Annotated in this window: 19 protein-coding genes; 7 read left to right on the top strand and 12 right to left on the bottom strand. The window is 70.4% G+C overall.

Annotated elements, in window-relative coordinates; translation table 11 throughout:
- Nucleotides 1–152 precede the first annotated feature (152 nt).
- Together DEU35_RS15310 and DEU35_RS15305 are read left to right on the top strand one after the other, a co-directional pair.
- Nucleotides 153–3,299, top strand: coding sequence for an ATP-dependent DNA helicase (locus DEU35_RS15310; protein ID WP_116240005.1), 3,147 nt, complete (start codon nucleotides 153–155; stop codon nucleotides 3,297–3,299).
- Nucleotides 3,293–6,583 (top strand): ATP-dependent DNA helicase, encoded by a 3,291-nt coding sequence (locus DEU35_RS15305; protein ID WP_116240079.1) that lies wholly within the window; start codon nucleotides 3,293–3,295, stop codon nucleotides 6,581–6,583. The genes DEU35_RS15310 and DEU35_RS15305 overlap by 7 nt, the downstream gene beginning before the upstream one ends.
- A 37-nt stretch (nucleotides 6,584–6,620) precedes the next feature.
- On the opposite strand, the gene DEU35_RS15300 is transcribed toward DEU35_RS15305, so the two are convergent.
- On the bottom strand, nucleotides 6,621–7,037 hold the full coding sequence (locus tag DEU35_RS15300) for a hypothetical protein (RefSeq protein ID WP_116240004.1): 417 nt from the start codon (nucleotides 7,035–7,037) through the stop codon (nucleotides 6,621–6,623).
- A gap of 205 nt (nucleotides 7,038–7,242) precedes the next feature.
- Nucleotides 7,243–8,739: a phosphotransferase gene (locus DEU35_RS15295; RefSeq protein ID WP_116240003.1), complete on the bottom strand. Its 1,497-nt coding sequence runs from the start codon at nucleotides 8,737–8,739 to the stop codon at nucleotides 7,243–7,245.
- A gap of 105 nt (nucleotides 8,740–8,844) precedes the next feature.
- Here DEU35_RS15295 and nudC point away from each other — a divergent pair, with 105 nt between their 5' ends.
- The gene (gene nudC / locus DEU35_RS15290; RefSeq protein ID WP_103210878.1) at nucleotides 8,845–9,756 is read left to right on the top strand and encodes an NAD(+) diphosphatase; all 912 of its coding nucleotides are present in this window, start codon (nucleotides 8,845–8,847) and stop codon (nucleotides 9,754–9,756) included.
- The gene (locus tag DEU35_RS15285; RefSeq protein ID WP_116240002.1) at nucleotides 9,753–11,504 is read left to right on the top strand and encodes an ATP-dependent helicase; all 1,752 of its coding nucleotides are present in this window, start codon (nucleotides 9,753–9,755) and stop codon (nucleotides 11,502–11,504) included. Before nudC ends, DEU35_RS15285 begins: the two co-directional genes overlap by 4 nt.
- Before the next feature lie 841 nt (nucleotides 11,505–12,345).
- Here DEU35_RS15285 and DEU35_RS15280 read toward each other — a convergent pair.
- Nucleotides 12,346–13,833, bottom strand: a complete 1,488-nt coding sequence (locus DEU35_RS15280; protein ID WP_396652089.1) for a zinc-dependent metalloprotease — start codon at nucleotides 13,831–13,833, stop codon at nucleotides 12,346–12,348.
- Nucleotides 13,834–13,959: 126 nt separating this feature from the next.
- Here DEU35_RS15280 and DEU35_RS15275 point away from each other — a divergent pair, with 126 nt between their 5' ends.
- Nucleotides 13,960–15,087 carry a PDZ domain-containing protein gene (locus DEU35_RS15275; RefSeq protein WP_116240001.1) on the top strand — a complete coding sequence of 376 codons (1,128 nt, stop codon included), beginning with the start codon at nucleotides 13,960–13,962 and terminating at the stop codon, nucleotides 15,085–15,087.
- 48 nt (nucleotides 15,088–15,135) lie between these two features.
- Complete coding sequence (locus tag DEU35_RS15270; RefSeq protein WP_103210875.1) at nucleotides 15,136–18,081, top strand: UPF0182 family protein; 2,946 nt, start codon at nucleotides 15,136–15,138, stop codon at nucleotides 18,079–18,081.
- 631 nt (nucleotides 18,082–18,712) lie between these two features.
- On the opposite strand, the gene DEU35_RS15265 is transcribed toward DEU35_RS15270, so the two are convergent.
- Genes DEU35_RS15265 through idi form a run of 7 tightly spaced genes read right to left on the bottom strand, consistent with a single transcriptional unit; the run spans nucleotide 18,713 to nucleotide 24,300 of the window.
- Complete coding sequence (locus DEU35_RS15265; RefSeq protein WP_116240000.1) at nucleotides 18,713–19,606, bottom strand: prenyltransferase; 894 nt, start codon at nucleotides 19,604–19,606, stop codon at nucleotides 18,713–18,715.
- Nucleotides 19,603–19,917 carry a lycopene cyclase domain-containing protein gene (locus DEU35_RS15260; protein WP_103208659.1) on the bottom strand — a complete coding sequence of 105 codons (315 nt, stop codon included), beginning with the start codon at nucleotides 19,915–19,917 and terminating at the stop codon, nucleotides 19,603–19,605. Before DEU35_RS15260 ends, DEU35_RS15265 begins: the two co-directional genes overlap by 4 nt.
- Nucleotides 19,914–20,264: a lycopene cyclase domain-containing protein gene (locus DEU35_RS15255; protein ID WP_116239999.1), complete on the bottom strand. Its 351-nt coding sequence runs from the start codon at nucleotides 20,262–20,264 to the stop codon at nucleotides 19,914–19,916. Before DEU35_RS15255 ends, DEU35_RS15260 begins: the two co-directional genes overlap by 4 nt.
- Before the next feature lies 1 nt (nucleotide 20,265).
- Nucleotides 20,266–21,822 carry a phytoene desaturase family protein gene (gene crtI, locus DEU35_RS15250; protein ID WP_116239998.1) on the bottom strand — a complete coding sequence of 519 codons (1,557 nt, stop codon included), beginning with the start codon at nucleotides 21,820–21,822 and terminating at the stop codon, nucleotides 20,266–20,268.
- Nucleotides 21,819–22,688, bottom strand: coding sequence for a squalene/phytoene synthase family protein (locus DEU35_RS15245; protein ID WP_103208667.1), 870 nt, complete (start codon nucleotides 22,686–22,688; stop codon nucleotides 21,819–21,821). The genes crtI and DEU35_RS15245 overlap by 4 nt, the downstream gene beginning before the upstream one ends.
- Nucleotides 22,685–23,752: a polyprenyl synthetase family protein gene (locus DEU35_RS15240; protein ID WP_116239997.1), complete on the bottom strand. Its 1,068-nt coding sequence runs from the start codon at nucleotides 23,750–23,752 to the stop codon at nucleotides 22,685–22,687. The genes DEU35_RS15245 and DEU35_RS15240 overlap by 4 nt, the downstream gene beginning before the upstream one ends.
- Entirely contained in the window at nucleotides 23,749–24,300 is a 552-nt protein-coding gene (gene idi, locus DEU35_RS15235; RefSeq protein WP_103208671.1) for an isopentenyl-diphosphate Delta-isomerase, read from the bottom strand. Before idi ends, DEU35_RS15240 begins: the two co-directional genes overlap by 4 nt.
- A 111-nt stretch (nucleotides 24,301–24,411) precedes the next feature.
- Here idi and DEU35_RS15230 point away from each other — a divergent pair, with 111 nt between their 5' ends.
- Nucleotides 24,412–24,843, top strand: coding sequence for a MarR family transcriptional regulator (locus DEU35_RS15230; RefSeq protein WP_309545572.1), 432 nt, complete (start codon nucleotides 24,412–24,414; stop codon nucleotides 24,841–24,843).
- A gap of 34 nt (nucleotides 24,844–24,877) precedes the next feature.
- Here DEU35_RS15230 and DEU35_RS15225 read toward each other — a convergent pair whose 3' ends face one another.
- Nucleotides 24,878–25,522, bottom strand: a complete 645-nt coding sequence (locus DEU35_RS15225) for an SUMF1/EgtB/PvdO family nonheme iron enzyme (protein WP_116239996.1) — start codon at nucleotides 25,520–25,522, stop codon at nucleotides 24,878–24,880.
- Nucleotides 25,519–26,439: an SMP-30/gluconolactonase/LRE family protein gene (locus DEU35_RS15220; RefSeq protein ID WP_116239995.1), complete on the bottom strand. Its 921-nt coding sequence runs from the start codon at nucleotides 26,437–26,439 to the stop codon at nucleotides 25,519–25,521. The genes DEU35_RS15225 and DEU35_RS15220 overlap by 4 nt, the downstream gene beginning before the upstream one ends.
- Nucleotides 26,440–26,462: the final 23 nt, after the last annotated feature.

The following is a 26,462-nucleotide window of genomic DNA, read 5'->3' as shown; positions in this document are numbered from 1 at the left end:
GCGTGCTTCGACTCTAGGGCAGGCTTCCGACACCGCAGTCCGCGGGAGGGGCCGCTTCGCGGACGGCGAACGCGTGGCGCATCGACGACCCGACCGGGTGCCGTCGCGGCGTCGCACCCGGCGATGTCGGAGGTCGCGATTAGCGTGGAGACATGCAGATCCCGGATGCCGTCGCCCTCGACGCATCTCCCTCCCGGGGAGGTGTCCTCGACGCCGAGCAGCGCGTCGTCGTCGACTGGCCCGCGACCGCGAGCGGTGTGGTCGTGGGGGCTCCGGGGTCGGGCAAGACGACCACTCTGCTCGCTCGAGTGCGGCAGCTGGTGGCATCCGGAGTCGATCCCGACGAGGTCCTGGTGCTCACTCCCACGCGGCCCGCGGCGACGGCTCTGCGCGATCCGCTCGCCCTCGCGGTCGAGCGGGCGACCTCGGGTGCTCTCGCGCGGTCGGTGGCCTCGTTCGCGTTCCAGATCGTCCGTGGCGCCGAGGTGCGGCGCGGATTCGAGCCTCCGCAGCTGCTCACCGGGGGCGACGAAGACCAGATCATCCGCGATCTGCTCGAGGGCGATGCCCTCGATGAGCTCGAGGGTGCGTCGCGCTGGCCCGCGTGGCTCGGGCCCGCCGTTCGCGCGACCCGCGGTTTCCGCGGCGACCTCCGGGCCTTCCTCGCGGAGTGCACCGACCTGGGCATCGCCTCCGACGACCTGATCGCGCTGGCGCAGAGGTTCGACCTGCCGGTCTGGGCGTCGGTCGCCTCGTTCGCCGACGAGTACCGCACCGTGCGCTCCGCGATGCGCGGCACGCACCGCGACGCGGCCGACCTCGCTCGAGAGGCCGTCGTCGTCCTCGACGACGCCCTGGTGGATCGCGGGCTTCTCGGGCGGTTCGCGACGCTGCGCTGCATCCTCGTCGACGACGCCCAGGAGCTCACCGCGGGCGGCATCGATCTGCTGCGCGCGTGTCGTGCGCTCGGTATCGGGGTGGTCGCGTTCGGTGATCCCGACGTGGGGTCGGGGGCGTTCCGAGGGGCGACGCCCGAGAATTTCGCCCGTCTCGCTCGCGAGCTCGGCACCACCGCCGCGCTCGGTGAGCCCCATCGCGGCACGCCGGAGCAGGTCGATCTCGTGCGCCGCGTGGTGACGAAAATCGGTGCGGCCGGGGTGGTCGCGCATCGCCGCGCTCCCTCGGGTGCCGCGCCTCAGGGCTCGGTGCGCACCTACCTGCTGCGGTCGCCCGCGGAAGAGGCCGACGCCATCGCGCGCCTGCTGCGCGAGCGACACGTTCTCGAGGGCGTGCCGTGGGGTTCGTGCGCCGTGATCGCGCACGACTCGAGGCAGGTCGCCACGCTCGAGACCGAACTCGCTGCGCGAGAGGTGCCCGCGCGCGCGAGCGGCCCCGGCCTCGCCCTGGGCATGCAGCGCCCGGTCCGCGATCTCGTGGGGCTGGTCGAACTCGGTATGAAGGATCCCGCGGAGTGGATCGCCGACGAGGTGGTCGACGCTCTGCTCGGCACCTTCGGCGGGCTCGACCCGATCGAGCTGCGACGCCTGCGCACCGCGCTCCGGCACGAGGAGGTCGGCGCCGGCGGTACCCGCACGGCGACAGAACTCCTCGTGTCGGGGGTGCGCTTCCCGCTCGAACTCGAGGCCGTCGACACCCGTGAGGCCCGCCGCGCCGCTCGGCTGGGCGAGACCCTCGCCGCACTCCGCGCGCAGACGCGGGCGCACGCCACCCCGCACGAACTGCTCTGGACCGCGTGGGAGCGCAGCGGGTTATCGCGACCCTGGCGCGAGGCGGTGCGCGGACACGGCCCGATCGCCGAGCAGGCCGATCGCGACCTCGACGCGGTCGTCGCACTGTTCCACGCAGCGAAGCGGTTCACCGAGCGCGAGCCCGACGGTGAGGCCTCGGTCTTCCTGCGCGCCGTGCTCGACAGCGATGTCGCCGAAGACCGCATCGAGCAGCCCGCGGTGGTCGACACGGTCCGGGTGCTGACCCCCGCGGCCGCGGCCGGCACGGCGTTCGACACCGTCGTCATCGCCGGGGTGCAGGACGGTGTCTGGCCCAACACCCGCCTGCGCGGCGGGCTGCTCGAGACCTGGCGGCTCGCAGACGCGATGCAGAACCCCGATCTTCCCGCCGCGGGGATGCTCGATCGCCGCCGTGCGGCGATGCACGACGAGCTGCGGCTGTTCGTTCGCGCCCTCAGCCGGGCCGGCGCGCTGCTGGTGGTCACCGCGGTCGACGACGACGACACCGGTCCCAGTGTGCTGTTCGAGATGCTCCCGACGCCCGAGCCGGCGGCATCCATCCCCGAACATCCTCTGTCGCTCCGCGGTCTCGTGGCGCGGCATCGCCGCTCGCTCACGATCCCACGCGTCAGCCCTGCCGAGCGTGCGCACGCGGCGGGGCAGCTCGCTCTTCTCGCGGCGGCGGGCGTCGCGGGAGCCGCTCCCGAGCAGTGGTACGGCGTAGCGGCTCCCACCTCGTCGGCGCCGCTGCGGGATCTCTCACGCGAAGACGTCCGCGTCTCGCCGTCGCGTCTGCATGCGCTCGAAGAGTGCGAACTGGACTGGGTCATCGCCGACCTCGGCGGCGACAGAGGCGGGACGACGGCGGGCATCGGCACGATCATCCACGCGGCGCTCGAGACGTCGGCATCGTCGTCCGAAGACGATCTGTGGGCGGTCGTCGACGAACGCTGGGGTGAGCTGGCGTTCGACGCCGTCTGGCGCGAGCGCGCCGAACGTACGCGAGCGCGCGAACTCATCCGCCGGCTGGCCTCGTATCTCCGTCGTTTCGACGACGCGGGGGGACGCTTGATCGGAGCCGAGCGACACTTCGAGGTGCCGATCCCGATCCCGGATGCCGGCGAGCACGGCGCCGTGCTGAGCGGCGACATCGACCGCGTCGAGGTGACGCCCTCGGGCGAGGTCGTGATCGTCGACCTCAAGACGGGCAAGAGCGAACCGCAGACGGATGCCAAGGTCGCCGACAACCCGCAGCTCGCCGCGTACCAGCTCGCATTCTCGTCGGGGGCCATCGAGCAGGTCGCGGGGATGCCGTCGGGCGGCGCGAAGCTCCTCGTGCTCCGGCCCACGGCGGTGAAGAAGGACTACGCCGAACCGACGCAGAAGCCTTTCGACGACGCGCAGCGCGGGCAGTTCGTCGAGCGCGTGCAGCGGGCGGTCGAGGTGATGCGCGGCACGAGCTTCGCGGCGCCGTACGAGGTGCATTGCCGCGACGAGTTCTCGTACGGACTGTGCCGCATCCACACGGTGTCGGCGGTGAGCGCATCGTGAGCGCGGTCCTGTCAGCGGCGACGATCGCCGCCGCTCTCGGGCAGTTTCCGCCCACGGTCGAGCAGACCGCCGTGATCGAGGCGCCCCTGGCGCCTGCCCTCGTCGTCGCCGGCGCGGGCAGCGGCAAGACCGAGACCATGGCGGGTCGCGTCGTCTGGCTCGTCGCGAACGGACTGGTCCGACGCGACGAGGTGCTCGGGCTCACGTTCACGCGCAAAGCCGCGGGTGAGCTGGCCGAGCGGATCCAGCGCCGACTGCAGCGCCTGTCGGAGTTCGAGACGCGCGGGTTGGTGAGCGCTCTCCCGGCTCTGCACGAAGCCGGGCGCCTTGCGGTGTTCGCCGAGCTGGCGCAGCTCGAGGGAGCGCGCGCAGACGCCGCGCGCCGCGAGGTTCTCGACGCCCTCGCCGCCGAGGTCGGCAGCGTCGACGACGATCTCGATGACGGCGACCAGCTGCTGCATCGGCCCACCGTGTCGACGTACAACAGCTTCGCCGATGCGATCGTGCGCGAGCACGGTCTGCGCATCGGTCGCGACTCCGAGGCCGCCGTGCTCTCTGAATCGGCGGCCTGGCTGCTCATGCGCCGCGTGGTGTTCGCCTCCGACGACCCGCGACTCGAGGAACGGCAGGAGTCGCCTCGTACGATTATCGATGCGGCCCTGCGCATCGCGCGCGACGGGGTCGACAACCTCGTCGATCTCGACGAGCTGGCGGCGTTCCCCGACGAGTTCGGCCGCATCGTCGATCGTCCGTCGACCTCGGCGCGCGTCACCGTCTACAAAGAGGTCGCTGAGGCCGCGTCGCGCGTGTCGGCGCTCTCCCTGCTCGCTCGCCTCGCCGCCGACTACGACCGTGAGAAAGCGCGCCTGGGCGTGATGGACTTCGCGGATCAGGTGGCCGGTGCCCTGCGCATCGCGCAGGAGCATCCCGCGGTCGTCGAAGAACTTCGGGGGCGCTACCGCGTCGTGCTGCTCGACGAGTACCAGGACACCTCGGTCGTCCAGACCGACCTGTTGGCCACGCTCTTCGGGGGTACCGGTGTCATGGCCGTCGGCGACCCGCACCAGGCGATCTACGCGTGGCGCGGCGCCAGCGCGGGAAACCTGGGCGGCTTCCCCGCGGCCTTCGCCGGCGACGGCGGATGCCAACGCTTCGCGCTTCTCACCAGCTGGCGCAACAGCGCCCGGGTGCTCGACGCAGCCAATGCCGTGCTGGCGCCCCTCGCTCGTCGTGCGGCCGTGGCCGTCGAAGAGCTGCGCGCGCGTCCCGGGGCTCCGGACGGCGTCGTCGAGATCGCCTTCGAGAACGACCTCGATGCCGAGGCCGACCGCATCGCGTCATGGTTCGTCGGCGTCCGCGCGGCCCGCGCCGCAGAGGGACGCGCGACGACCGGCGCCGTGCTCTTCCGCAGCAAGAAGCACATGGTGCGTTTCGGCGATGCCCTCGGACGGCGAGGCATCCCGCATCGCATCCTCGGGCTCGGCGGTCTGCTGACGACCCCCGAAGTCGTCGACGTGGTGTCGGTGCTGCGGGTTCTCAGCGACCCCGAGGAGGGGTCGGCGCTGATCCGGCTGTTGTCCGGCCCGCGGTGGGCCGTGGGGCTCGCCGATCTGCGCGCCCTCGCGCAGCTCGCGCGGCGATTGGCCACTCACGACGTCGGCCTGCGGCCGCTGGCCCCCGAGGTCGTGGACCGCCTGCGCTCGACACCGGGCGCCGATCGCGCGTCACTGGTCGACGCTCTCGATTTCGTCACCCGCCAGACCGACGGACACGGGTGGCTCACCGACATCACCCCCGAGGGGCGCGCTCGTCTCCGCGAAGCCGGGGCGGTCTTCGCCGCGCTCCGCCGGAGTGTCGGGGCTCCGATCCCGGAGCTCATCCGACTGATCGAGGCCGAGCTGCGTCTCGACATCGAACTCGCCGCGAACGAAGCCCGCGGTCCCGCCCGCATCGCTTCGGCGCAGTTGCGTGCTTTCGTCGACGAGATCCGCGGGTTCCTGGCGGCCGACGAATCGGGCTCCGTCACCAGTCTGCTGGCGTGGCTCGATCATGCCGAACGGGCCGACGAGTTCGCCCCGCGCACCGAGCCGCCGGAAGACGACGTCGTGCAACTGCTCACCATCCACGGCTCGAAGGGCTTGGAGTGGGATGCCGTGGCCGTCGTGCGACTCGTGACCGACGAGCTGCCGTCGCTGCCGCGTGACACGAAGGGGTGGTTGGGTTTCGGCATCCTCCCCGCGGAGTTCCGAGGCGATTCCGCGTGGCTCCCGGTGCTCGGGTGGCGTGGGGCCGAGACGCAGCAGGATCTCAAGGCGGCGATCGATGCGTTCGTCGTCGACAACCGGGCTCGGCAGCTCGATGAGGACCGGCGTCTCGCCTACGTGGCGTTCACGCGGGCGCGTGACCATCTCATGCTCTCGGGGTCGAGCTGGTCGGGCACGAAGCGCCCTCGTCGGCCCAGTGTGTTCCTGGACGAGGCCGCCGAGGCGCTCGGCATCGAGCTGACCGTCGACGAGGCGGGGGAGGACCCGTACGACGGTGAGCGGCGCCTGCTGCACTGGCCGCTCGACCCGCTCGGGGCGAGACGCACCGCGATCTCAGCAGCCGTCAGCGCCGTCACCGCTGCGCGCGCGGGTACTCCAGCCCATGCCGACGACGATCTCGAGCTCCTGCTCGCGGAGCGCTCGGACCGGCTTCGGCCCGTGCACACGCCCGCCCCGACACGGATCCCGGCGTCGCGGTTCAAAGACTTCGTCGCCGACTACGGCCGCGCGGTCGAAGACCTCCATCGGCCTCTGCCAGAGCGGCCGTACCGGCAGACCCGCCTCGGAACGCTCTTCCACGCGTGGGTCGAGCAGCGCTCCGGGCTGGTCGGCGCGGGTGTCGGGCTCGACGACGACGGCCTATGGGACGACGACGAGGCGGGAGCTTCCGCATCCGACGCGGCCGAACTGCAGCGGCTGCGGGAGTGCTTCGAACGCTCGGAATGGGCGGGGCTGCAACCCCTCGAGGTCGAGACCGAGATCGACTTCGTCACGACGCGCCTCGACGGTCGTGCGCACGTCGTCATCTGCAAGCTGGATGCCGTGTACCGCCGCGGCGAGAGGTACGAGATCGTCGACTGGAAGACGGGTCGCCCGCCCACCAGCGAGCCCGAGCGTCGCTCACGCATGCTGCAGCTCGAGCTCTATCGCGAGGCGTATCACGCGAAGCACGGCATCGACCTCGACCAGATCGACGTCGCCCTCTTCTACGTCGGCGACGAATTGGTGCTGCGGAGCTGACGGCTCGGCCTCTCGCCGGCTCGGCGGCTCGCGGCGGTTAGCGCGCGACGTCGACGAAACGGAAGTGAGCGCGGTACTCGTTCGGGCTGTCGGTCGGGTCGACTTTGACGGTGGAGAACGCCACGCCGTGCAGAGTGAACCGCCCCTGATCGAGTTCGTCGAAGCCCTCCGCTTCGAAGACCGGCCCTTCCTTGATGTCGTTCCGGTGGGAAGCGTCCGGCCAGGTTCGTCGAACATCGAGATCGACGAAGTCCACGTGGCAATCACCGATCAGCGTCGGTCGGACGAGCCGCTTCCGCCACCACGGGCCGTCCACCTCGTACGCGTGGAAGGGGCGCACGGACAGGTAGCCGACGAGCTCGTGTGGACGCTCCGGCAGGCCGAGCTTGTATAGGCCCGCCTCGACACCCGCGGGCAGGGGCGGGGGAGCCTCTTTGGATGGCCGGAACAGCATGTGCACAGGCTATCGCGTGTGGTCCCTCGAGCTCCGGCCTCGCACGCCCCGCTTCGCGCCGCACGCCGGTGAGCGGCGCACCGGTGCCCGGGCCGGCTCTTCACCGCGGGGGCGGGATGAGGGGTTCGGGGTAGCGGGCCGCGCCTGCAAGGGCGGATGCCGCGACGTACCCGAGGGAGCGGCGACGGCGAAGCCGTGATGCTCGTCAGGACCCGTCGCCGGAGACACCCCAGCGACGCAGCGCGGCGCGGCTCGCGCGAGCGGCGTCCTCTTCGTCGTCGATATGCGCGGCGGGATCGGAGTCGCCCGGGGTGTCGGATCCCGTCGCGTCGTCACCCGAGGAGCCTTCTTCGCGCACGGCCGGCCCGGAAGGGTCAGCCGACACGGCAGAGCGGGACCACAGCGAGGTCGCGTCGGTGTCGCCGCTCAACGCGGGACCCTGGCCACGATCCTTCTGGGCCTCGGGAGTCGTGCCGGACCACCCGTCGAGGTCGAGGGGCTCGGTCTCGCCCGGCTCCACACTGTCGGGTACGGGCAGTCGGTCGACGTGGATCGCGCCGCTGTCGGCATCCGATTCCTTCGCGTTCGCGAGGGCTTCAGCCAGTGCCTCGGCAGCCATGACGCGGTCGCGCTCCGCGGACAGGTACAACGACAGCGCTTCGGGATCGTAGGCGTCGGTCTGCATCGAGGTGTCGACGGCGGCCGGGGCCGAGACCGGGGGGACGCTTTCCACGAGGGCCATCGCGTCGTCGATGTCGCTACGCGAGTCCGGCACGATGTGGTCTCCGCGCACTCCGTCGGCCAGGGCATCGAGCAGGGCGACGGCATCGGCGACGACGTCGGTCTCGCCGGCGTCGTGACCGTGCACGAGCCAGCGGGCGAACTCGAGCTCCGCGTAGAGCCGGGCGCGCTCGCGCAGCAGTGGATCGGGGGAGCGATCGCCGGCGGCGGCGTATCCGGCGTGGACGTCGTCGGCGGCGAGGGGGGCGGATGCCAGCCAGCGCAGGTCGACGGCGGGGTCGCCGACGCTCAGGCCGGCCCAGTCCAGGATGCCGACCACGTGAGGGATCTCGTCGTCGTCGTCGGCGAGCAGGATCGACGAACTCGTCGCACCGCCCAGGACGACCGCCGATTCGAAGCGCCACAGCTCGTCGACGTCGAGGGCGCGGCGCCAGCGCAGCATGAGGTCGTCGCTGACGCGGCCGGTGGCGTCCGCGCGGTCGAGAAGTCGTTTGACGTCGTCGCGAACCTGATCGGGCGAGCGCACCGGCAGTCCGTCGGTCCGGACGATCGACACGGGAAGGGCGTGCACAGCGGCCAGTGCGCCGCCGATCGCCGGGGCGTACCCGGGACCTTTGGGCAGGTGGGCCGGGTCGATGCGGTATCCCTCGATGCGGTCGACGATGAGCACACGCTGCGCCCCGGAACCGCTCTCGCCGATCACCTCCGGCACGGCGAAAGGGAGGAGCGCTCGAACGCCCGCCGTCAGCGCGTGCAGCGCGCGGGACTCCGCGGCGAGGTCGGGAGCACCCTCTTCGCCGGCGGGCATGCGGATGACGACCTCGCGTCCGTCGGCGGTGCGGGCCAGCGCGGCGTCGAAGCGCCCGGCGGCGTTCTCGGTCAGGGCGCTGACGTTCGAGAAGGCTGCGCCGGGCAGGGCCGTTGTCGCCGACGCGGCTAAAATGAGGGGCGAGCGTGCCATGCCCCCAGGGTAGGTCGGGCCTTCCTCCACCGGCTCGCGCCACGCCCTTCACCGAGCAGGTCGGGCCGCCGACCGCCACCCGCACCACCGTCAGAGAGGTGTTCGATGCCGCGTTCCGCGTCTTCGCCGTCCGAGGTCCCGTTGACCGTCGACCGCGCGGGCGGTGAACGCGGCGACGAGACATTGCTCGAGCGCGTCTTGTCGGAGCCCCGCACCGTGGTCCTCGCCATCCGTCGAGATGTCGCACCCCTCAGAGACGGCCGCCTCGTCCTCGTTTCTCGCGCGCGGATCGCCGACGACCACGTCCAGGAGTGGGCGTTCCTCGGTCGCACCCCCGAGCACACCGCGGTCGTCCTCGCGGCCCTCGCCGACGACGCCCCCGACGACCTCGTCCCGGATGCCGACGGGGTGCCGCTTCGCGCGGCCGGAGGCGATCTGCCCGACGGCGAAGCCGAACTGCTCACCACCGCCGTCGCCTTGGCGGGGTGGTTGCGCGATGCCGCTTTCTGTCCCGCGTGCGGCTCGGCGACGGAGGTGCGCCATGCCGGTTGGTCGCGCCACTGCCCCGTCTGCGGGCGGGAGCACTTCCCGCGCACCGACCCTGCGGTGATCGTGCTCGTGACCTCCGCGACGAGCGATGACCGAATCCTGCTCGGCGCCAACGCCGCGTGGGGCGGCGACCGGTACTCGTGCTTCGCCGGGTTCGCCGAGGCCGGGGAGTCGCTCGAAGATGCCGTCGCTCGCGAGGTCGGCGAAGAAGCCGGGGTGCGTCTGCGCGACATCGCGTATCGCGGCTCGCAGGCGTGGCCGTATCCGCGGTCTCTCATGCTGGGTTTCCGTGCGGCGGTCGTCGACGACCACGAGGCGCAGGCCGACGGTGAGGAGATCGTCGAGGTGCGCTGGTTCGACCGCGACGAGATCGGCGCCGCTCTCCGCGGCGAGGGCTCAGCGATGCTTCCGGGCCCGGCATCCATCGCCCGTCGTCTGATCGACGACTGGTACCGGGGTGTCGCGTGACCGCGCCCCTCGAGGGACTCGACGAGCACCAGCTGGAGGCCGCGCGCGCCCTCCGCGGTCCCGTCTGCGTACTCGCGGGTGCGGGTACGGGCAAGACGCGTGTGATCACACGTCGCATCGCGCACGGCGTCGACACGGGCGCCTATTCGCCGCAGCGCGTGATGGCGGTGACATTCACCGCCAAGGCCGCGGGGGAGATGCGCGGACGTCTGCGCGCCCTCGGCGTCGCGGGGGTCTCTGCCCGCACCTTCCACGCCGCCGCTCTCGCGCAGGTCAACTTCTTCTGGCCGACGCTCGCCGGTGACCAAGCCCCGTCGATCATCGACAACAAGGTGCGCATGCTCGCCCACGCGGCCGACGGCGTGGGGCTCGCCCCCGACACGGCGACCCTGCGCGACGTGGCGTCGGCGATCGAGTGGCGCAAGGTGACGCTCCGTTCGATCGAGCAGTACGCGGCGGATCGCCCCGAGGGTGTCGGTCGTCTGAGCATCGACCAGGTCGTCGCCCTGCAGCGCGCGTACGAGAAGCTCAAGGACGAGCGTCGGCAGATGGACTTCGAAGACGTCCTGCTGACCTGCGCCGGCATGATCGAGGCCGAGCCGCGGGTCGCCGCGGCCGTGCGCGAGCAGTACCGGCATTTCACCGTCGACGAATACCAGGACGTCTCGCCTCTCCAGAACCGCCTGCTCGAGCTCTGGCTGGGCGATCGCCGCGACCTGTGCGTGGTCGGCGACGCGAGCCAGACGGTCTACTCGTTCACCGGCGCCGACGCGCGCTACCTGCTCGACTTCGAGCGCACGCACGAGGACGCGCGCGTCGTTCGTCTGGAGCGCAACTACCGCTCCACGGCTCCCGTCCTCGCTGTCGCCAACGATCTCATGCGCGGCCGAGCCGGGGCGCTCGAACTCGTGGCGGCGAGCGATGACGACACGCCGATACCGACCGTGCGCGCTTTCGACGACGACGAAGAAGAGGCTGCCGCGGTCGCCCGCTCGATCCGCGACGCGCTTTCGCGCGGCGTCGATCCTCACGACATCGCGGTGCTCTATCGCTCGCATGCGCAGTCGGCTGGTCTGATCTCGGCGCTCGCCTCGGTCGGAGTCGCAGCGTCCGTCTTGGGGGGCCGCAAGTTCTTCGATCTCCCCGAGGTGCGACAGGCGCTCATGGCGCTTCGCGCGGCGTCGGTGGCGCCGCTCGAGACCGGGTTCCTTCCTACCGTCCGCGACGTGCTCCGCAGTGTCGGGCTCACCGACGACCCTCCCGAGGCGGGCGGTGCGCTGCGCGAAGCGTGGGAAGCGCGAGCCGCCATCCTGCGCTTGGCGGAAGAAGCGCCCGCGGGCACCGACCTGCGCGCCTTCACCGACGACCTGCAGGCACGCGCGCGCGATCAGCACGAGCCGACGACGCGCACGGTGACGCTCGCGACGCTGCACGCGGCGAAGGGGCTGGAGTGGGATCACGTGTACCTCGTGGGATTCAGCGAAGGGCTGCTGCCGATCTCGTACGCGAAGACGTTCGAGGCGGTCGACGAAGAGCGTCGCCTGGCATACGTGGGCGTCACGCGGGCCGCGCGAACCCTGTCGGTGAGCTGGGCGCGGGGTCGAGGACGGATGGAGCGGTCTCCATCGCGCTTTCTTCGAGAGATCGGCAGCGGCAGTCTGCGCTCGGCCGATGCAGCGCCCAGGCCCGCCGGAACGAGTCGGCGCGCAGGCGCAGCGATCGCGTCGTCTGGCCGATCGGAGCGCTGAGCAGAAACCGCGCCGCGCGTCCGGCCTCGGCCGCCAGCGCCACGTCGACCTCGGGGCGCGGTCGGCCCACCAGCTGCGCGGCGACCGTCGCCCAGTCCGGGTCGTCGCGCCGCTGATCCGCGTCGAGGCACGCGAGGCACGCCGTCCGTCCCGGCACGACCACCGGTCCGACCCGGGCGCTCGACCCGTCGAGCACGAGCGGGGCGTGTGTCACGTCATCGCGGACGAGCGGCGCTGCCCGTCGCGGATCGACGCGGTGCGCGGCCAGCAGGACCACTCGCGTGCCCGGGGCGACGCTTTCGGTGGCCGCGCCCGCCCAGGGAAGGACCCGGGTGCGCGGAGGCAATGCCGCCAGCACGGCGCGAGCCGCGCGCGGGGGCAGGTCGTCGTCGACTTGAAGAGCGAGGGGCGGATGCCGGGCCCTGCGCGCCAACGCCGGGGCCACTGCCGCGAGCAGTTCGTCGGCCTCTCCGTCCTCGGCCCCGTGCACACGGGCGAGGCCCCGTACCGCGGTGGGGTTCGTGCCCTCCGCGAGCGCGGCGACGACGACGTCGACCCATGAACCGGTGAAGGGCGAGACGGCCACCGCGGGGGCGCCGAACTGCACGCTCCCGTCGGGACGCCAGAGTGGGGGAGCGGCAGAGTCGAGACGGATCATCGCCCGATCATCGCGTCGCGCAAGATCGCAGGGGCCGCTGTCCCCAGGGCGAAAACAGAGAAACGCCCGTGGGGAGGAGCCTCATCCTCCCCGCGGGCGTCACCACGACACGGGAGTCACCACGCCGCGGGCGTCACCCCACACAGGCGTGACCACACAATGCGCCGCAGTCCGCCGAAAGCCTCACACCGGCCGCTGATCTCCCGGCGCCGCTGCGTCATCGTCGCCGTCGCGCGGCCCATCCGCCCGACCGCGCGAGCCGCCATCCAAGCCGTCGTCCGGGGCTCCGGCATCCGGGCTCGCGCTCTCCGCACCACCGTCGCGCCGTCCGCCGTCGGCCTCCTCGGCCAGCAGTTGCGCGAGGGCGTCGTCCATCGCGTCCGACGGTGCCGCTTCTCCGCGCGAGGCGGCGGTCAGCCGGGCGATCAGCGCCGCGGGATCGTCGATGTCCTCCGACGACGGCATGAGGTCGGGGTAGTCCCAGAGGCCGTCGCGACCGTCGACGCCCACGGCGTCGGTGACCGCGCGCCACATCGCGGCGGCCTCGCGCATGCGTCGAGGACGCAGCTCGAGGCCCACGAGCGAGCCGAGCGCCTGCTCGGCGGGGCCGCCGACGGCGCGGCGGCGGCGGACCGCCTCGGCGATGCGCGCGGCCGAGGGGAGGCGCGAGGTGGCGTCCTCGGTCACCACGTCGACCCAGCCCTCGATCGTCGCGAGCAGGTTCTCGAGGCGCGTCAGCGCCGCGGTCTGCTCCTCGGAGCGCTCGGGCAGCAGGGCGCCGCTCTCGAGCGCGCCGCGCAGTTCTTCGGGCTGCGAAGGGTCGAAGCGCGAGGCGAGGTCTTCGAGGGCGTCGGTGTCGACGCGGATGCCGTGCGCGAAGTCGCGCACCTGCGAGATGACGTGCAGGCGCAGCCATCGCGCGTGGCGGAACAGGCGGGCGTGCGCCAGCTCGCGCGTGGCCAGGTACAGGGCCAGCTGATCGTCGGGGATCTCGAGGTCGCGACCGAAGTCGGCGAAGTTCTGCGGCAGGATCGCCGCGTCGCCGTCGGGCATGACCGGGATGCCGACATCCCCGCCACCCACGACTTCGGTGGACAGTCGACCGACGACCTGGCCGAGCTGGGTGGCGAAGAGCGAACCGCCGACGGTGCGCATCAGGCGACCGGCTCCGGCGATCATGTCCTGCATGTCGTCGGGGGCCTGCTGGCCGAGGGCCGCGGTCAGTGCGTCGGCGATGCTCGTGGCGACGGGTTCGGCGAGCTCCTGCCAGATGGGGAGGGTCGCGCTCACCCAGGCACCGCGGGTGACGGCACGCGGAGGGCGCGGCAGGTCGCTGATCGACGTCGCCTCGCCCAACCACAGAGCCGCGAGGGTGAAGGCCTGGTCGAGGTCGGTGCGCTGACCGGTGGTCACGCCGAGACCGTCCTGGTTGGCGATGTGCAGGGCCTGGCGCTCGGCCAGGCTCCAGTCCACGCCCTCCTGGGTGCCGGCGAAGGCGCCCTGCAGCTGGTTCATGACGGCCTGCAGCATCGCGGGGTCGATCTGCATGCCCGACAGTCGTGAGAGCTGCTCGGGGTCGATGCCACTGACATCTCCCGACATGAGACGGCGCATGAGTTCCTGGAACTCGTCCTCGGGGCTCCGGTCGCCGCCGGGGTTGTCGTCTGCCACGTGAGCCGCCTTTCAGCCAGGTCTGGGGGAACGGGTTCTACGCTAGTCGCACGCTTCCCCGCATCAGTCGGCTCGGCATCGCGCCGCTTACGCCGCGCGCGAACGACCCGGCAAAGGATTGAGACCGTGACCCTGTTCGATGAGAACGTCTCCGTCGTGCCCGCCCCGCGCCAGCGGTGGCGGCGCGGCACCGTCGTAGGTGTCTGGTCCCTCACGGTCGCGGTGATCGTGCTGTTCGTCATGACGTTCCTGCCCTCGGCCTACGTCATCCAGCAGCCGGGCCCGGTGTACAACACGCTCGGCACCACGGCCTCCGCAGACGGCCAGCAGGTCCCGCTCATCTCGGTCCCCGAGGGTGACGAGAAGGACTCCACGAGCACCGGTCAGCTCGACCTGCTCACCGTGCAGGTCAGCGGTAACCGCGAGCACACCCCCTCGTGGATCGAGCTCGCCTCGGCCTGGTTCGACCGCTCTCGGGCGGTCGTGCCGATCGACCGCATCTTCCCCGCGGGGCAGAGCACCGAGCAGCGCAACACCGAGAACGCCGCCCTCATGACCGACTCGCAGCTCGAGGCGAGTGCGGCTGCCCTCCGGGAGCTCGGTTACGACGTTCCTCAGCAGATCGCGGTCGGCACGATCGACGATTCCGGAGCCGCGAAAGACAAGCTGCAGCAGAACGACGTCCTCACCTCGGTCGACGGGACCGCCGTCTCGAGCATCGACGACGTCCGCGCCGCGGTGCAGAAGGCCGCCGGTCGGGCGGTCACCGTCGGTTACGAGCGCGACGGCACGGCATCCTCGGTCCAGATCACTCCCCGGCAGACCGAGGTGGACGGCCAGGCGCAGTACCTGCTGGGCGTGGGGCTGATGATGACGTTCGACCTCCCCGTCGATGTGAAGATCCAGCTCAACGATGTCGGCGGTCCCAGTGCCGGCATGATGTTCGCGCTCGGGATCATCGACAAGATGTCGCCCGGCGACCTCACCGGGGGTCAGCACATCGCCGGCACCGGCACGATCGACGCCGACGGAAACGTGGGCCCGATCGGCGGCATCCGTCAGAAGCTCTACGGAGCGCGGGATGCCGGGGCCACCTGGTTCCTCGCCCCCGAGGCGAACTGCAACGAGGTCGTGGGACACGTTCCCGACGGCATCCGGGTGTTCTCGACCTCCACGCTGAAGCAGTCGCTCACCGTGCTCGAGACCATCCGCGACGGGGGCGATCTCGACGCCCTGCCGACGTGTACTTCGTGATCGTCCTTTCACGGCGAACCCCCGGCAGGGCGCGCCTAGGATGGACGGGTGACCACGACCTCGGCGCCGAATCAGGCCACGCCCGCTAACCGCTCTCGACGGATCATCTCGATCACTCTGGCGGTGATCGCGGCGCTCGTCGTGGCGTTCTTCGTCTTCGCGAACCTGTACTCCGACTGGCTGTGGTTCGACCAGCTGGGCTTCACCACCGTGCTGACCACCCAGTGGATCGGCCGCAGCGTGATGTTCGTGGTGGGCTTCCTCGCGATGGCGGTGCCCGTGTGGGGCGTCATCCAGCTCGCTTACCGGCTTCGTCCGGTGTACGCGCGTCTGAGCTCGCAGCTCGACCGCTACCAGGAGGTCGTCGAGCCGCTGCGGCGCCTCGCGATGTGGGGCATTCCGATCTTCTTCGGCTTCTTCGCCGGCTTCGCGGCCTCCGCCCAGTGGGAGACCACGTGGCTGTGGTTCAACGGCGTCTCCACCTCCACCACCGACCCCCAGTTCGGTCTCGACACCGGTTTCTACCTGTTCGGGATGCCGTTCTACGCGGCCGCCCTCGGGTTCGCGTCCGCGGTGGTGCTGGTGTGCCTTCTGCTCACCGGTGTGGTCTCGTACCTCTACGGCTCGGTGCGGGTGGGGCAGCGAGAGCTGCGCATCTCGAAGGCCGCGCGCATCCAGCTCGCGATCCTCGCCGGTCTCTACCTGCTCCTGCAGGGTGCGAGCCTGTGGCTCGACCGTTTCCGGACGCTCGTCGAGCCGTCGGAGCGCATCACCGGCCCCGGCTACGTCGGCACCAACGCCGTCATCCCCGGCCAGACGATCCTCGCGATCGCGGCCGTCATCGTCGCGCTCGCGTTCTTCGTCACCGCGTTCCTCGGCCGCTGGCGCTACCCGCTGATCGGTACCGCGCTGCTCGTCGTCTCGGCGATCGTCGTCGGAGCGGCCATCCCGTGGGCCGTGACCACTTTCCAGGTGCGCCCGAACGAACTCGCCCTCGAGAGCCAGTACTACCAGCGCAACCTCGACGGGACGAAGGCCGCCTACGGCCTCGACAACATCGAGAAAGAGAACTTCCAGGCGACGACGACCGCGCAGGCGGGCCAGCTGCGCAACGACGCCGAGTCCACCGCTCAGCTGCGCATCATGGACCCCGCGATCATCGGCCCGACCGTGCGTCAGCTCGAGCAGTACCGCGCCTACTACCAGTTCAAAACCCCCCTCGACGTCGACCGCTACACGATCAACGGCCAGACGCAAGACACGGTGGTGTCGCTGCGCGAGCTCAACATCGGTCAGCTCGGCGACGCGGCCTCGTGGCAGAACACGACTCTCGTCTACACCCACGGCTACGGCATGGTCGCCGCCGCCGGTAACGAGCGCACTGCCGACGGCGACCCGGTCTTCCTCGAGCAGGCGATCCCGGGCACGGGCTTCCTCACCGATCTGAAGTACGAGCCGCGCGTGTACTTCGGCGAGAGCTCGCCGCAGTACTCGATCGTCGGCGCGCCCGAGAGCACCGATCCGATCGAGCTCGACTACCCGCTGGGTGCGGACGGCGGCACCGAGACCCGCACGACCTTCACCGGCAACGGCGGACCGAGCGTCGGCAACGTGTTCAATCGCCTCATCTACGCGCTGAAGTTCCAGTCCGAGCAGATCCTGTTCTCCGACAGCGTCAACGCCGACTCGCAGATCCTCTATGACCGCAACCCCAAAGACCGCGTGCAGAAGGTCGCACCGTACCTGACGCTCGACAGCGACCCGTACCCCACGGTCGTCGACGGACGCATCAAGTGGGTCATCGATGGCTACACGACGAGCGCGAACTACCCGTACTCGTCCGGCGTCTCGCTCTCGCGCGCGATCGCCGACTCGAACAACCCGGCCCCGACCTACGCGCTGGATGACATCAACTACATCCGCAACTCGGTCAAGGCCACGGTCGACGCCTACGACGGCTCGGTGACGCTCTACGCGTGGGACGACCAGGACCCGCTGCTCCAGGCGTGGCAGAACATCTACCCGTCGACGGTCAAGCCGTGGTCCGAGATGTCGGCCGACCTGATGAGCCACGTGCGCTACCCGACCGACCTGATGAAGGTTCAGCGCTCGATGCTTGGCGTCTACCACGTCGACGATGCGACGTCGTTCTACCGTCAGGACAACCGGTGGACCACGCCGAACGACCCGCAGGACCCGGCGACCTTCCAGCCGCCCTACTACCTGACGATGAAGATGCCGAGTCAGCAAGACCCGACGTACTCGATGTTCACGAGCTTCATCCCGGCATCTCAGGGCGGTCAGGCCAGAAACGTTCTGACGGGCTATCTCGCCGTCGACTCCGACGCGGGTGGTCAGCAAGGCGTCAAACGCGACGACTACGGCAAGCTCCGCATGCTCGTGATTGACGCGTCGACCACGGTTCCCGGCCCCGGCCAGGTGCAGAACACCTTCGACTCCGATACGAACGTGTCGTCGCAGATCAACATCCTGAAACAGGGGCAGTCGCAGGTGCTCAACGGCAACCTGCTGACCCTCCCGGTGGGTGGCGGTCTGCTGTACGTGCAGCCCGTGTACGTGCAGTCGTCGGGTGACACCAAGCTCCCGCAGCTCCGACGTGTGCTCGTGGCCTTCGGCAACAAGATCGCGTTCGAGAACACGCTGAGTGAAGCGCTCGACACCCTGTTCGGCGGTGATTCCGGAGCCAATACCGGAGACGAGACCGTCACCCCGACCGATCAGAACAGCGGCACGGGCGGATCGTCGGGCACCCCGGCGCCGACCGGCGACTACGCCGCGGCGCTGCAGGAGGCACGCGATGCGTTGACCGCACGACAGGCCGCCCTCACGAGCGGTGACCTCGCCGGGTTCGCCACGCAGGACGCCCGTCTTACCGCGGCCGTCCAACGCCTGCTCGACCTCGAGTCGCAGGGCCAGGGCGGTACGGCGACCACCTCGCCGACCCCCGCCCCCTCGGCCACGCCCGCCGGCTGACCGACCCCTCGTCGTCGTTTCGCGCAGGCCGCGCGCGGGGCGCGGGTCCCGCAGTCGTCGCTCCGTTGAGTGTCCAAACACGCCGTATGCCTCGCCCCGCATCCGGCGTGTCTTGGATACTCAACGCCGGGGTGCTGGCATCCGGTCCCGCGCCGTGCCCACGACCGTGCCGTCGCGCACCCCGCGTGATCGCTGTTGAGTGTCCAAAACACCCGGACTGTTTCAGATTTCGTCCGGGTGTTTTGGACACTCAACGGGGGAACACCGGATGCCGGCGCCCGCCCGCCGTGCGAATCCCGCCGCCCGGGAGTCCTCCGGGTACCGCCTCGGTTACTGTCCAAGACACGCCGCATGCCTCGCCCCGCATCCGGCGTGTCTTGGACACTCGTCGGCGGGGTGCCGGCATCCCGCCCGCACCGTGCACCGTGCACCGTGCCACCGCGCACCCCGCGTGATCGCTGTTGAGTGTCCAAAACACCCGGACGGTTTCGAAATTCGTCCGGGTGTTTTGGACACTCAACGGGGGAACACCGGATGCCGGCGCCCGCCCGCCGTGCGGACCGCACCGCCCTCGCGCACACCACACCGCCCCGCCGCCCCCGCTCACGCGCCCCCGCTCACGCGCCCCCGCTCACGCGGTCAGGAACCACCACCAAATCAGCAGCATCGTCGTGCCGAAGCCGGCGATCTGATTCAGCCACAGGAAGCGGTTCCAACCGGCGGTTGCGCGGTCGCTGTCGGCGTCCGTGACGTTGCGATACGGCCAGCAGACGACGAGATACGGCACCACCAGTGCGGCGGCCAGCGGTCCGGGCCACGCGGTGAACAGCATGGCCACCCCGGCGAGGGCGTACGCGACGAGGGCGAAGCGCACGGTCCAACGGGCCCCGCGGGCGGTCGCGATCGACGAGATGTCGGCGGCACGGTCGGCCTCGACGTCCTGCACGGCACCGAAAGCGTGCGAGGCGACGCCCCACAGCGCGAAGGCCACCAGCACGAACACGAGCTGCGGCGTCCACACCGCCCCGGCCAGTACGAGCCCGTACACGGCGGGAGAGAAGAAGTGGATGCTGCTCGTCATCGAGTCGGCGAACGGCCGCTCCTTGAGTCGCAGCGGCGGCGCCGAGTAGAACACGACGAAGAACAGGCTCAGCGCCAGCACGAGCCACGACAGCGGCGACCCGATCACCACGAGGTACACGACGAACGGCAGGCAGGTCAGCGCCGAGGCCCACAGCGTGATCGTGTGCATCCGTTTATCGAGCACGGCGCCGTGCGTGCCGCCCTTGCGAGGGTTCCGGAGGTCGGACTCGTAGTCGAACACGTCGTTCACGCCGTACATCGCGAGGTTGTACGGCACGAGGAAGAACAGGATGCCGATGATCAGCGGCGCATCGATCGTCCGGGTGGTCAGCAGGTAGGCGGCGGCGAAGGGAAACGCGGTGTTGATCCAGCTGACCGGTCGCGACGACACGAACAGCTCCCTCAGCACGCGGCCGGGGGTGAGGGCGGCGGGGGCGGTCATGCGGTGTCCTTCGAGGGGAGGGGAGCGAAGAGCGTGGAGAGCGCCGGCAGCAGGAACGCCGCGCACAGGGGGTAGGCGAAGTCTTCGATCGGTGCCAGACCGATCTTGAGGCCGCTCAGGTGCTCCTGAGGGTACGAGAACAGGTCGACGGCGATCATGAGGTTGTCGAACACGAGGGTGAGGCCCACCAGCACGAGGGCGGTGAGGCCCGAGGATGCCATGCGCTCTCGGAACCGCGGCCGCTTCACCGTCGCGAGGGTGACGATGACGGTCACCACGACGAACGGCAGCACGATGAGCGGGTAGGTCACTCGAGCCGCCTCTCGACCGCTGCGGCGCCGGAGCGCCGAGCCGCCGCCCGCCGTTCGAACACCGCGAACATGACGACCGTCAGGTAGCTCAGAAACAGGAGGAAGAACACTTCTTCCAGCGGCAGGTGGGGCGCGAGCACGATGCCGACGAACAGCGGGCTCTCGCCCTTCACGAACACGCCCGTCACGATCCCGACGAGATCCCACGCGAGGAAGAACACCGTCCCCACCAGCACGGCGAGAGCGGTGCGCCATGGAGCGACCCGCAGCGCGAGCGAGTACTTCCAATCGATCAGCATCATGCCGACCAGCGAGAAGACGATCGCGCCCAGGTAGATCCCGGGCACGTCAGACCGCCGCGCGCGCGGGTTCCGCCAGGGGACCGGCCGTGGTGTCGCCCGTCAGACGTTTGACCACGAGCTCGGCCGAGATGAGGCACATCGGCAGACCGATACCCGGCAGCACCGAGGTGCCCGCGTAGTACAGGTTGTCGACCTTGCGGGAGCGGTTCTTGGGGCGGAAGATCGCGCTCTGGTTCAGCGTGTGCGCGAGTCCCAGCGAGTTGCCGTGCCAGGCGTGCAGGTCTTCCTTGAAGTCTTCGGGCGCGATCGTCTTGCGCACGACGATCCGGTCGGCCAGATCCGGGATGCCGGTCCACTCGCCGATCTGCGCGATGACACGGTCCGCGGCCTTCTCGATGCGCTCGTCGCCGGCGCCCGAGACGCCTCCGCGCCCACTGTCGGGGTCGGCGGGCACGGGGACGAGGACGAACAGGTTCTCGTGCCCCTCCGGCGCGACGGAGTCGTCCGAGGCACTGGGGCGGCAGATGTAGATCGACGCGGGGTCGGGGATGCGCTTGTTCTCGCCGAAGATCGCGTCGAAGTTCGTGTGCCAGTCGTCGGTGAACAGCAGCGTGTGGTGGGTGAGCTGCGGCAGCTCTCCCTTCACCCCGAGCAGCAGCAGCAGGGCGCCGGGGCTCGGCACCTTGTCCTTCCACCACTTCTCGGGATACTGGCGGTCCTTCGCCTCGAGGAGGTCGTTCTCGGTGTGGTGCAGGTCGGCGCCCGAGACCACGGCATCCGCGGCGATCACGCGCCCGTCGGCGAGGCGCACGCCGCGCGCCGTGCCCGACTCGGTGATGATCGCCTCGACGGGGGCCGAGGTCTCGATCGTCACGCCGCGTTCGCGCGCGAGCTTCTCGATGGCCGTGATGATCTCGGTCATGCCGCCCTTGGGGTACAGCACACCGTCACCCAGGTCGAGGTGGCTCATCAGGTGGTACAGGCTCGGCACCTCGAAGGGCGACCCGCCGAGGAACACCGCGGGGTAGGCGAGGATCTGCTGCAGCCGCGTGTTTGTGAAGTCCGTGGTGACGCGCTTCCACAGCGTGCGCGTCAGCAGCGGGATGAGGGTGGGGAGGCGCTTGACGAGCGCGGGGTCGCGCAGGCCCTTGGTCGACGAGTAGGGGTCGTAGAGGAACTTCGACGTCGACAGTTCGTAGGCGTCCTTCGCCGAGTCGAGGTACGCCTCGAGGTTGGCACCCGATCCGGGCTCGTGCTCCTCGAACAACGCCCGCACGGCCTCGCGGCCCGAGACGATGTCGATCGGCTCGCCCTTTCCAGGAGGGCCGTACACACGGTAGGCCGGGTCGAGGCGGACGAGATCGAGCTGCTCGTCGGCGCTCGTTCCGAGCAGGCGGAAGAAGTGGTCGAACACCTCGGGCATGAGGTACCAGCTGGGCCCGGTGTCGAAACGGAAGCCGTCCTTCTCCCACGAGCCCGCGCGGCCGCCGAGGGCGTCGCGCGCCTCGAACAGGTGGACGTCGTGTCCGCGGTCGGCCAGCAGGGCGGCGGTACCGAGACCGGCGATCCCGCCTCCGACGACGACGATGCGCTGGGCGCTCATGGGCGTGAACCTTTCGGGGGGCGGCCCAGGAGGGCGCGGGCGGCGAGGGTGGCTTTGACACCGTCGGGGACGCGGACGCGCGGGGCGCCGGCGGGGGAGGAGCGAAGGCGTCGAGACAGCTCGGCGAACAGGTCGTGGGCCGTCGTGACGGCGGCGCGGCAGTCGGGCGGCAGGTGGGGGATGACGGATGCCGCGGCGGCGAGGTCGGCGTCGATCCGGTCGAGCACCGCGATACGCCGTTCGTCGTCGGCCGCGCCGTCGAGGTAGTCGCGGCCGAGACGGTCGGCGTCGTCGGCCAGGTCGCGGAGGAAGTTGACGTCTTGGAAGGCCGCGCCCAGGCGTCGGGCGCCGTCGACCAGATCGGCGGCGGGCTTCGCGGGGGCCGACATACCGGCGTTGAGGAACACCTGGAGGCACATGAGCCCGACGACCTCGGCCGAACCGTAGACGTAGGCGTCGTGCGACAGGTCGTCGTGCGCGGCGGTGTCGAGGTCGGTGCGCATCGATGCGAAGAACGGGGCGATCAGTTCGTCGGTGATGCCACACTCCCGCGCCGTCCGCGCGAACGCGTGCACGACGAGGTTGGCGCTGAATCCGGTGGCGATGGCATCCCGAACCTCGTTCTCGAGGCCGTCGAGCACCGCGCGCTCGCGCTCGGGGCTGAGTCCGGCGTCGTGCGCGGGTCCGTCGACGATCTCGTCGGCGACGCGGACGAGGGCGTAGATGTTGCGCACGTGCGGGCGGGGACGAGGCCCGAGCAGCCGCGCCGCGATCCCGAACGAGGTGGAGTAGCGGTTGATCACGGCGGCGGCGGCGTCGTCCGCCGTTCGTGAGTACAGTTCGAGGCCCGTGGGCGCATGACTCACGGAATGCGCTCCTGAACGGCGCGCACGAGACCGCGGAGCATGTTCCGGCAGGCGTCGGGCAGGGTCGACGCCTCGATGATGCCGAGCGTGTCTTCGAGGGTGTCGAAGATGAGGCACTCGAGGTCGGCGCGGGCACCGGACAGCGCAAGGGCGTCTTGAGCGGCGCGCACGGCGATCGGACCGGTGTGGGCCTGGGCGAGAGCCTCGCTGACCTCGGGCCAGTAGGGCGACTGGCGCGCAAGAGAGATGAGGTGCGTCTTCTTCGCCTCGCGCAGGTCGCAGCCCTCTTCTTTCCCCGAAAGCGACGACGAACCGAACGCGCCGATCAGATCGTCGACGAGCTGATAGGCAAGACCCAGCTTCTGGCCGAAGCGCTCGAGCGCGTAGACCGAGGGGGTAGGCGCTCCGGCCATGACGGCCCCGGCCTGCAGCGGGGCCGAGAACGAATATGCGGCGGTCTTATCGCGCGTGGTGCGCAGGATCGCCTCCGCGTCGACTTCGCCGGACGAGACGGAGTGCTCGACGTCGGACAGTTCGCCCATGGCCGAGATCAGGACGGCGTCGTCGAGCATCTCGAGCAGCGCGTGACGCATGTGGTCGGGGAGCTGTGCCAGCGCGATCATGCGTCCGGCCTCATGCAACAGGAGGTCACCGGCGAGGATCGCGGCGGCGTCTCCGAGCAGGGCCGAGCCCGCGGCATCCGCGCCCTTCTTCGCCGCCCGGTCGCGGAACTCGCCCGCCACATTGGGCAGGCCGCGGCGCTCGGTGTCGTGATCGATCACGTCGTCGTGAATGACGAAGGCGGTGTGCAGCAGCTCGAAGGCCGCGGCCACCTGGTACACGCCGATGCGGTGGTCGTCGTCGCCGCCGAGCGTGTCGAAGGCCGACACCACGAGCAGGGGGCGGAAGCGCTTGCCGCCCTCGGTCGCGCGGCGGATGGCGGATGCCAGGTACCGGGCGCCGTCGCCGAGGTTGGTGGCGCGGCGCTGGAGGCGAGAGAGCGCTCCGTCGATCTCGCGGTCGATGCCCTGGCGCGCGACGGGGGAGGAGTCGAGGCTGATCACGAGGCGCGCCTCACTTCTCGGGGGGCCTGGAACAGGTGCAGCTGCTGCGCCTGCAGCACGAGCCACGGGCTGAACGCCCAGGGTGTGGACTCGAGAGAAGCGGCGAGTTCGCGCGGGTCGACCCAGCGGTACTCGGCGACCTCGTCGGGGTTCGGTTCGGGGTCGACGTCGGCGCGGGCGACGTACACGGGGCAGATCTCGTGCTCGACGATCCCGCTCGCGTCCACGGCGCGGTACCGGAAGTTCGGGAGGGCCAGCTCGAGGTCGCGGATCGTGAGACCCACCTCGAACTGGGCGCGCCGGTGGACCGCCGACAGCGCGGGCTCGGCGGGACCGGGGTGACCGCAGAATGAGTTGGTCCAGACTCCGGGCCAGGTCTTCTTGTGAAGGGCGCGACGGGTGACGAGAACGTCACCCTCGGTGTTCACGACGTGGCAGGAGAAAGCCAGGTGCAAAGGGGTATCTCTGTCGTGCACGGTAGCCTTGGGCGCCGTGCCGATCTCGTTTCCGAAGTCGTCCAGGAGGACGACATGTTCGGTCTCGCTCATCGTGCCTCCCGTTTGCTAGTTTAGCTAGCGATGTAGCCTTGACTATACCGACGCCGAAAGGGGGTGTCCACCGTGACGAAAGCCGTGTCGACCTCTGGTACGAGGCCCGCCGTGACCCACACATTACGCGCCGTTCAGACCCTCAGCGACGCCCTCGACCGCATGCATTCCGGCATGAAGGGCGAGATGGACATGAATGCCAGCGACCTCGCGACGCTGCGCATGCTCACCATCCGCGAACACCGGGGCCAGACGGTCAGCCCGCATGACGTGGCGACCCACCTGCGCATCTCGACCGCGTCGACCACCAAGCTCATCGATCGCCTCGTCGCCTCGGGCCACCTGGAGCGTCTGCCCCACCCCTCCGACGGTCGCGCGCGCGTCGTCGTGCTGACGGACAAGTCTCGGCGCGAGTTCTTCCAGCACTTCGGCGTGCACCTGGGCGCCATGCGCGAGGTGGCTGATCGCTTCGACGACGGCGAGCTCGACACGATCGTCGCGTTCCTCGATTCGCTGACCGAGTCGATCACCGCCGACGACTGACCCGGCCGCGCCTGCGACCCGGCGCCAGCGCGCGTCACAGCCCCCGCGCCACCCGCAGCCCGACGTCATCGAAGGCATCGCGCTGACGCCCGCCGCGCCGGGCCGTCGCCCGCACCTGCGCCGGCATGTCCGACCACCCGCCACCGCGGAACACTCGTGCATCGCTCTCCCCTTCGGGGTCGTACAGGTCGGCGCACCACTCCCACACGTTTCCGAGAGTGTCGAAGAGTCCGTGCAGGTTCGGCATCCGTCCTCCGACCTCGGCGGGAAATCGCAGGCCGTCCGCGGCCGTCCACGCCACCTCGCGCACGGGTCCGTAGGCCGACGCTGTCGATCCCGCGCGGCAGGCGTACTCCCACTCGTCTTCGGTGGGCAGGCGGAAGCCGTCGGAGTCGAAATCCCGCGTGACGACCTCCCCGTCGAACGAGTAGACGGGATCGAGTCCCTCCCACTCGCTGAGCGCGTTGCAGAGCCGGATCGCCCGCAGCCAGCTCACCTGCGTCGCCGGTCGCCGGGGAAAGCGCGACGGGATGCCGAGCAGCTCGGCCAGCTGCTCCTCGGTGATCGGGTAGACACCGATCTCGAAGGCGTCGACGACGATCTCTCGTCGCTCCGCACCCTGCAGGTCTCCGCGCAACACGCGTCCGGCCGGAATGTGCGCCATCTCGACGTCGGTCACGAGAGTTCCACCATCCACAGGTCGCTGTCGCCCGTGATGAACAGGCGCTTCTCGTCGGCGTCGAACGTGCAGTTGCTCACGACGTGTGGGGTGGGGATGACGCCCAGGCGCGCTCCCGTCTCGTCGACGATGACGACGCCCGCCTCACTCGAGATCCAGAGCCAGTCGCGGCTGTCGACGACGAAGCCGTCGGGGATGCCGGCATCCACCGTCGCGAAGGTGCGCGGGGCGCCGAGCGTCTCACCGTCCCAGCCGCAGGCGACGATGCGGGGCAGCCGCTCGGCGTTCGACTCGGCCACGTACAGCGTCTTCTCATCGCGGCTGAAGGCGAGGCCGTTGGGTTGGTCGAGGTCGATCATGCGCTGGAGCCCGTCGCCGTCGCGCCAGCGGTAGACGCTCTGGTGGGGGAGCGCGGGGTCGGCGGGGTACCCCTCGCGCGGATCCGAGATCCCGTAGGTGGGGTCGGTGAACCAGATCCCGCCGTCGGATGCCACGACCAGGTCGTTGGGCGAGTTGAGCGGTTCGCCCTCGAAGGCGTCGACCAGCAGTCGAGTGCCGTTCTCGTCGGTGCGGCTGATACCTCGGCGCCCGTGCTCGGCCTGCACGAGCCGTCCCTGAGCGTCGATGGCGTTTCCGTTGGCGAAGTTCGACCGGTCACGCACCGTGACGATGCTCCCGTCCTCGCGCCACGCGAGGGTGCGGCGGCCGATCACGTCGCTGAAGATCACGGAGCGCTCCTCGGGCCACCACACCGGTCCTTCGGCCCACGTGGCGTCGGCGTAGAGCGAGAGCAGGCGCGCGGTGCGCGGCAGCACGGCGGCGAGACGTTCGTCCCAGACGCGGGGCGGAGCGATGCGGACCGGCTCGGGGGAACGAGAACGCTGCAGGAGCTGACCGTCGAGAGGAATACGGGGCATGATCTCAGTCAAACGTGTGCCTG

This window comes from Microbacterium sp. AG157 (genome assembly GCF_003385695.1).
GTDB lineage: Bacteria > Actinomycetota > Actinomycetes > Actinomycetales > Microbacteriaceae > Microbacterium > Microbacterium testaceum.
This window is presented reverse-complemented; position numbering and strand designations above follow the sequence as displayed.

Excerpts from the sequence above, each read along its gene's own strand:
- DEU35_RS15310 (WP_116240005.1), top strand. The coding sequence starts at position 153 with ATGCAGATCCCGGATGCCGTCGCCCTCGACGCATCTCCCTCCCGGGGA.
- DEU35_RS15300 (WP_116240004.1), bottom strand. The coding sequence starts at position 7,037 with ATGCTGTTCCGGCCATCCAAAGAGGCTCCCCCGCCCCTGCCCGCGGGT.
- DEU35_RS15295 (WP_116240003.1), bottom strand. The coding sequence starts at position 8,739 with ATGGCACGCTCGCCCCTCATTTTAGCCGCGTCGGCGACAACGGCCCTG.
- nudC (WP_103210878.1), top strand. The coding sequence starts at position 8,845 with ATGCCGCGTTCCGCGTCTTCGCCGTCCGAGGTCCCGTTGACCGTCGAC.
- DEU35_RS15265 (WP_116240000.1), bottom strand. The coding sequence starts at position 19,606 with ATGACCGCCCCCGCCGCCCTCACCCCCGGCCGCGTGCTGAGGGAGCTG.
- crtI (WP_116239998.1), bottom strand. The coding sequence starts at position 21,822 with ATGAGCGCCCAGCGCATCGTCGTCGTCGGAGGCGGGATCGCCGGTCTC.
- idi (WP_103208671.1), bottom strand. The coding sequence starts at position 24,300 with ATGAGCGAGACCGAACATGTCGTCCTCCTGGACGACTTCGGAAACGAG.
- DEU35_RS15220 (WP_116239995.1), bottom strand. The coding sequence starts at position 26,439 with ATGCCCCGTATTCCTCTCGACGGTCAGCTCCTGCAGCGTTCTCGTTCC.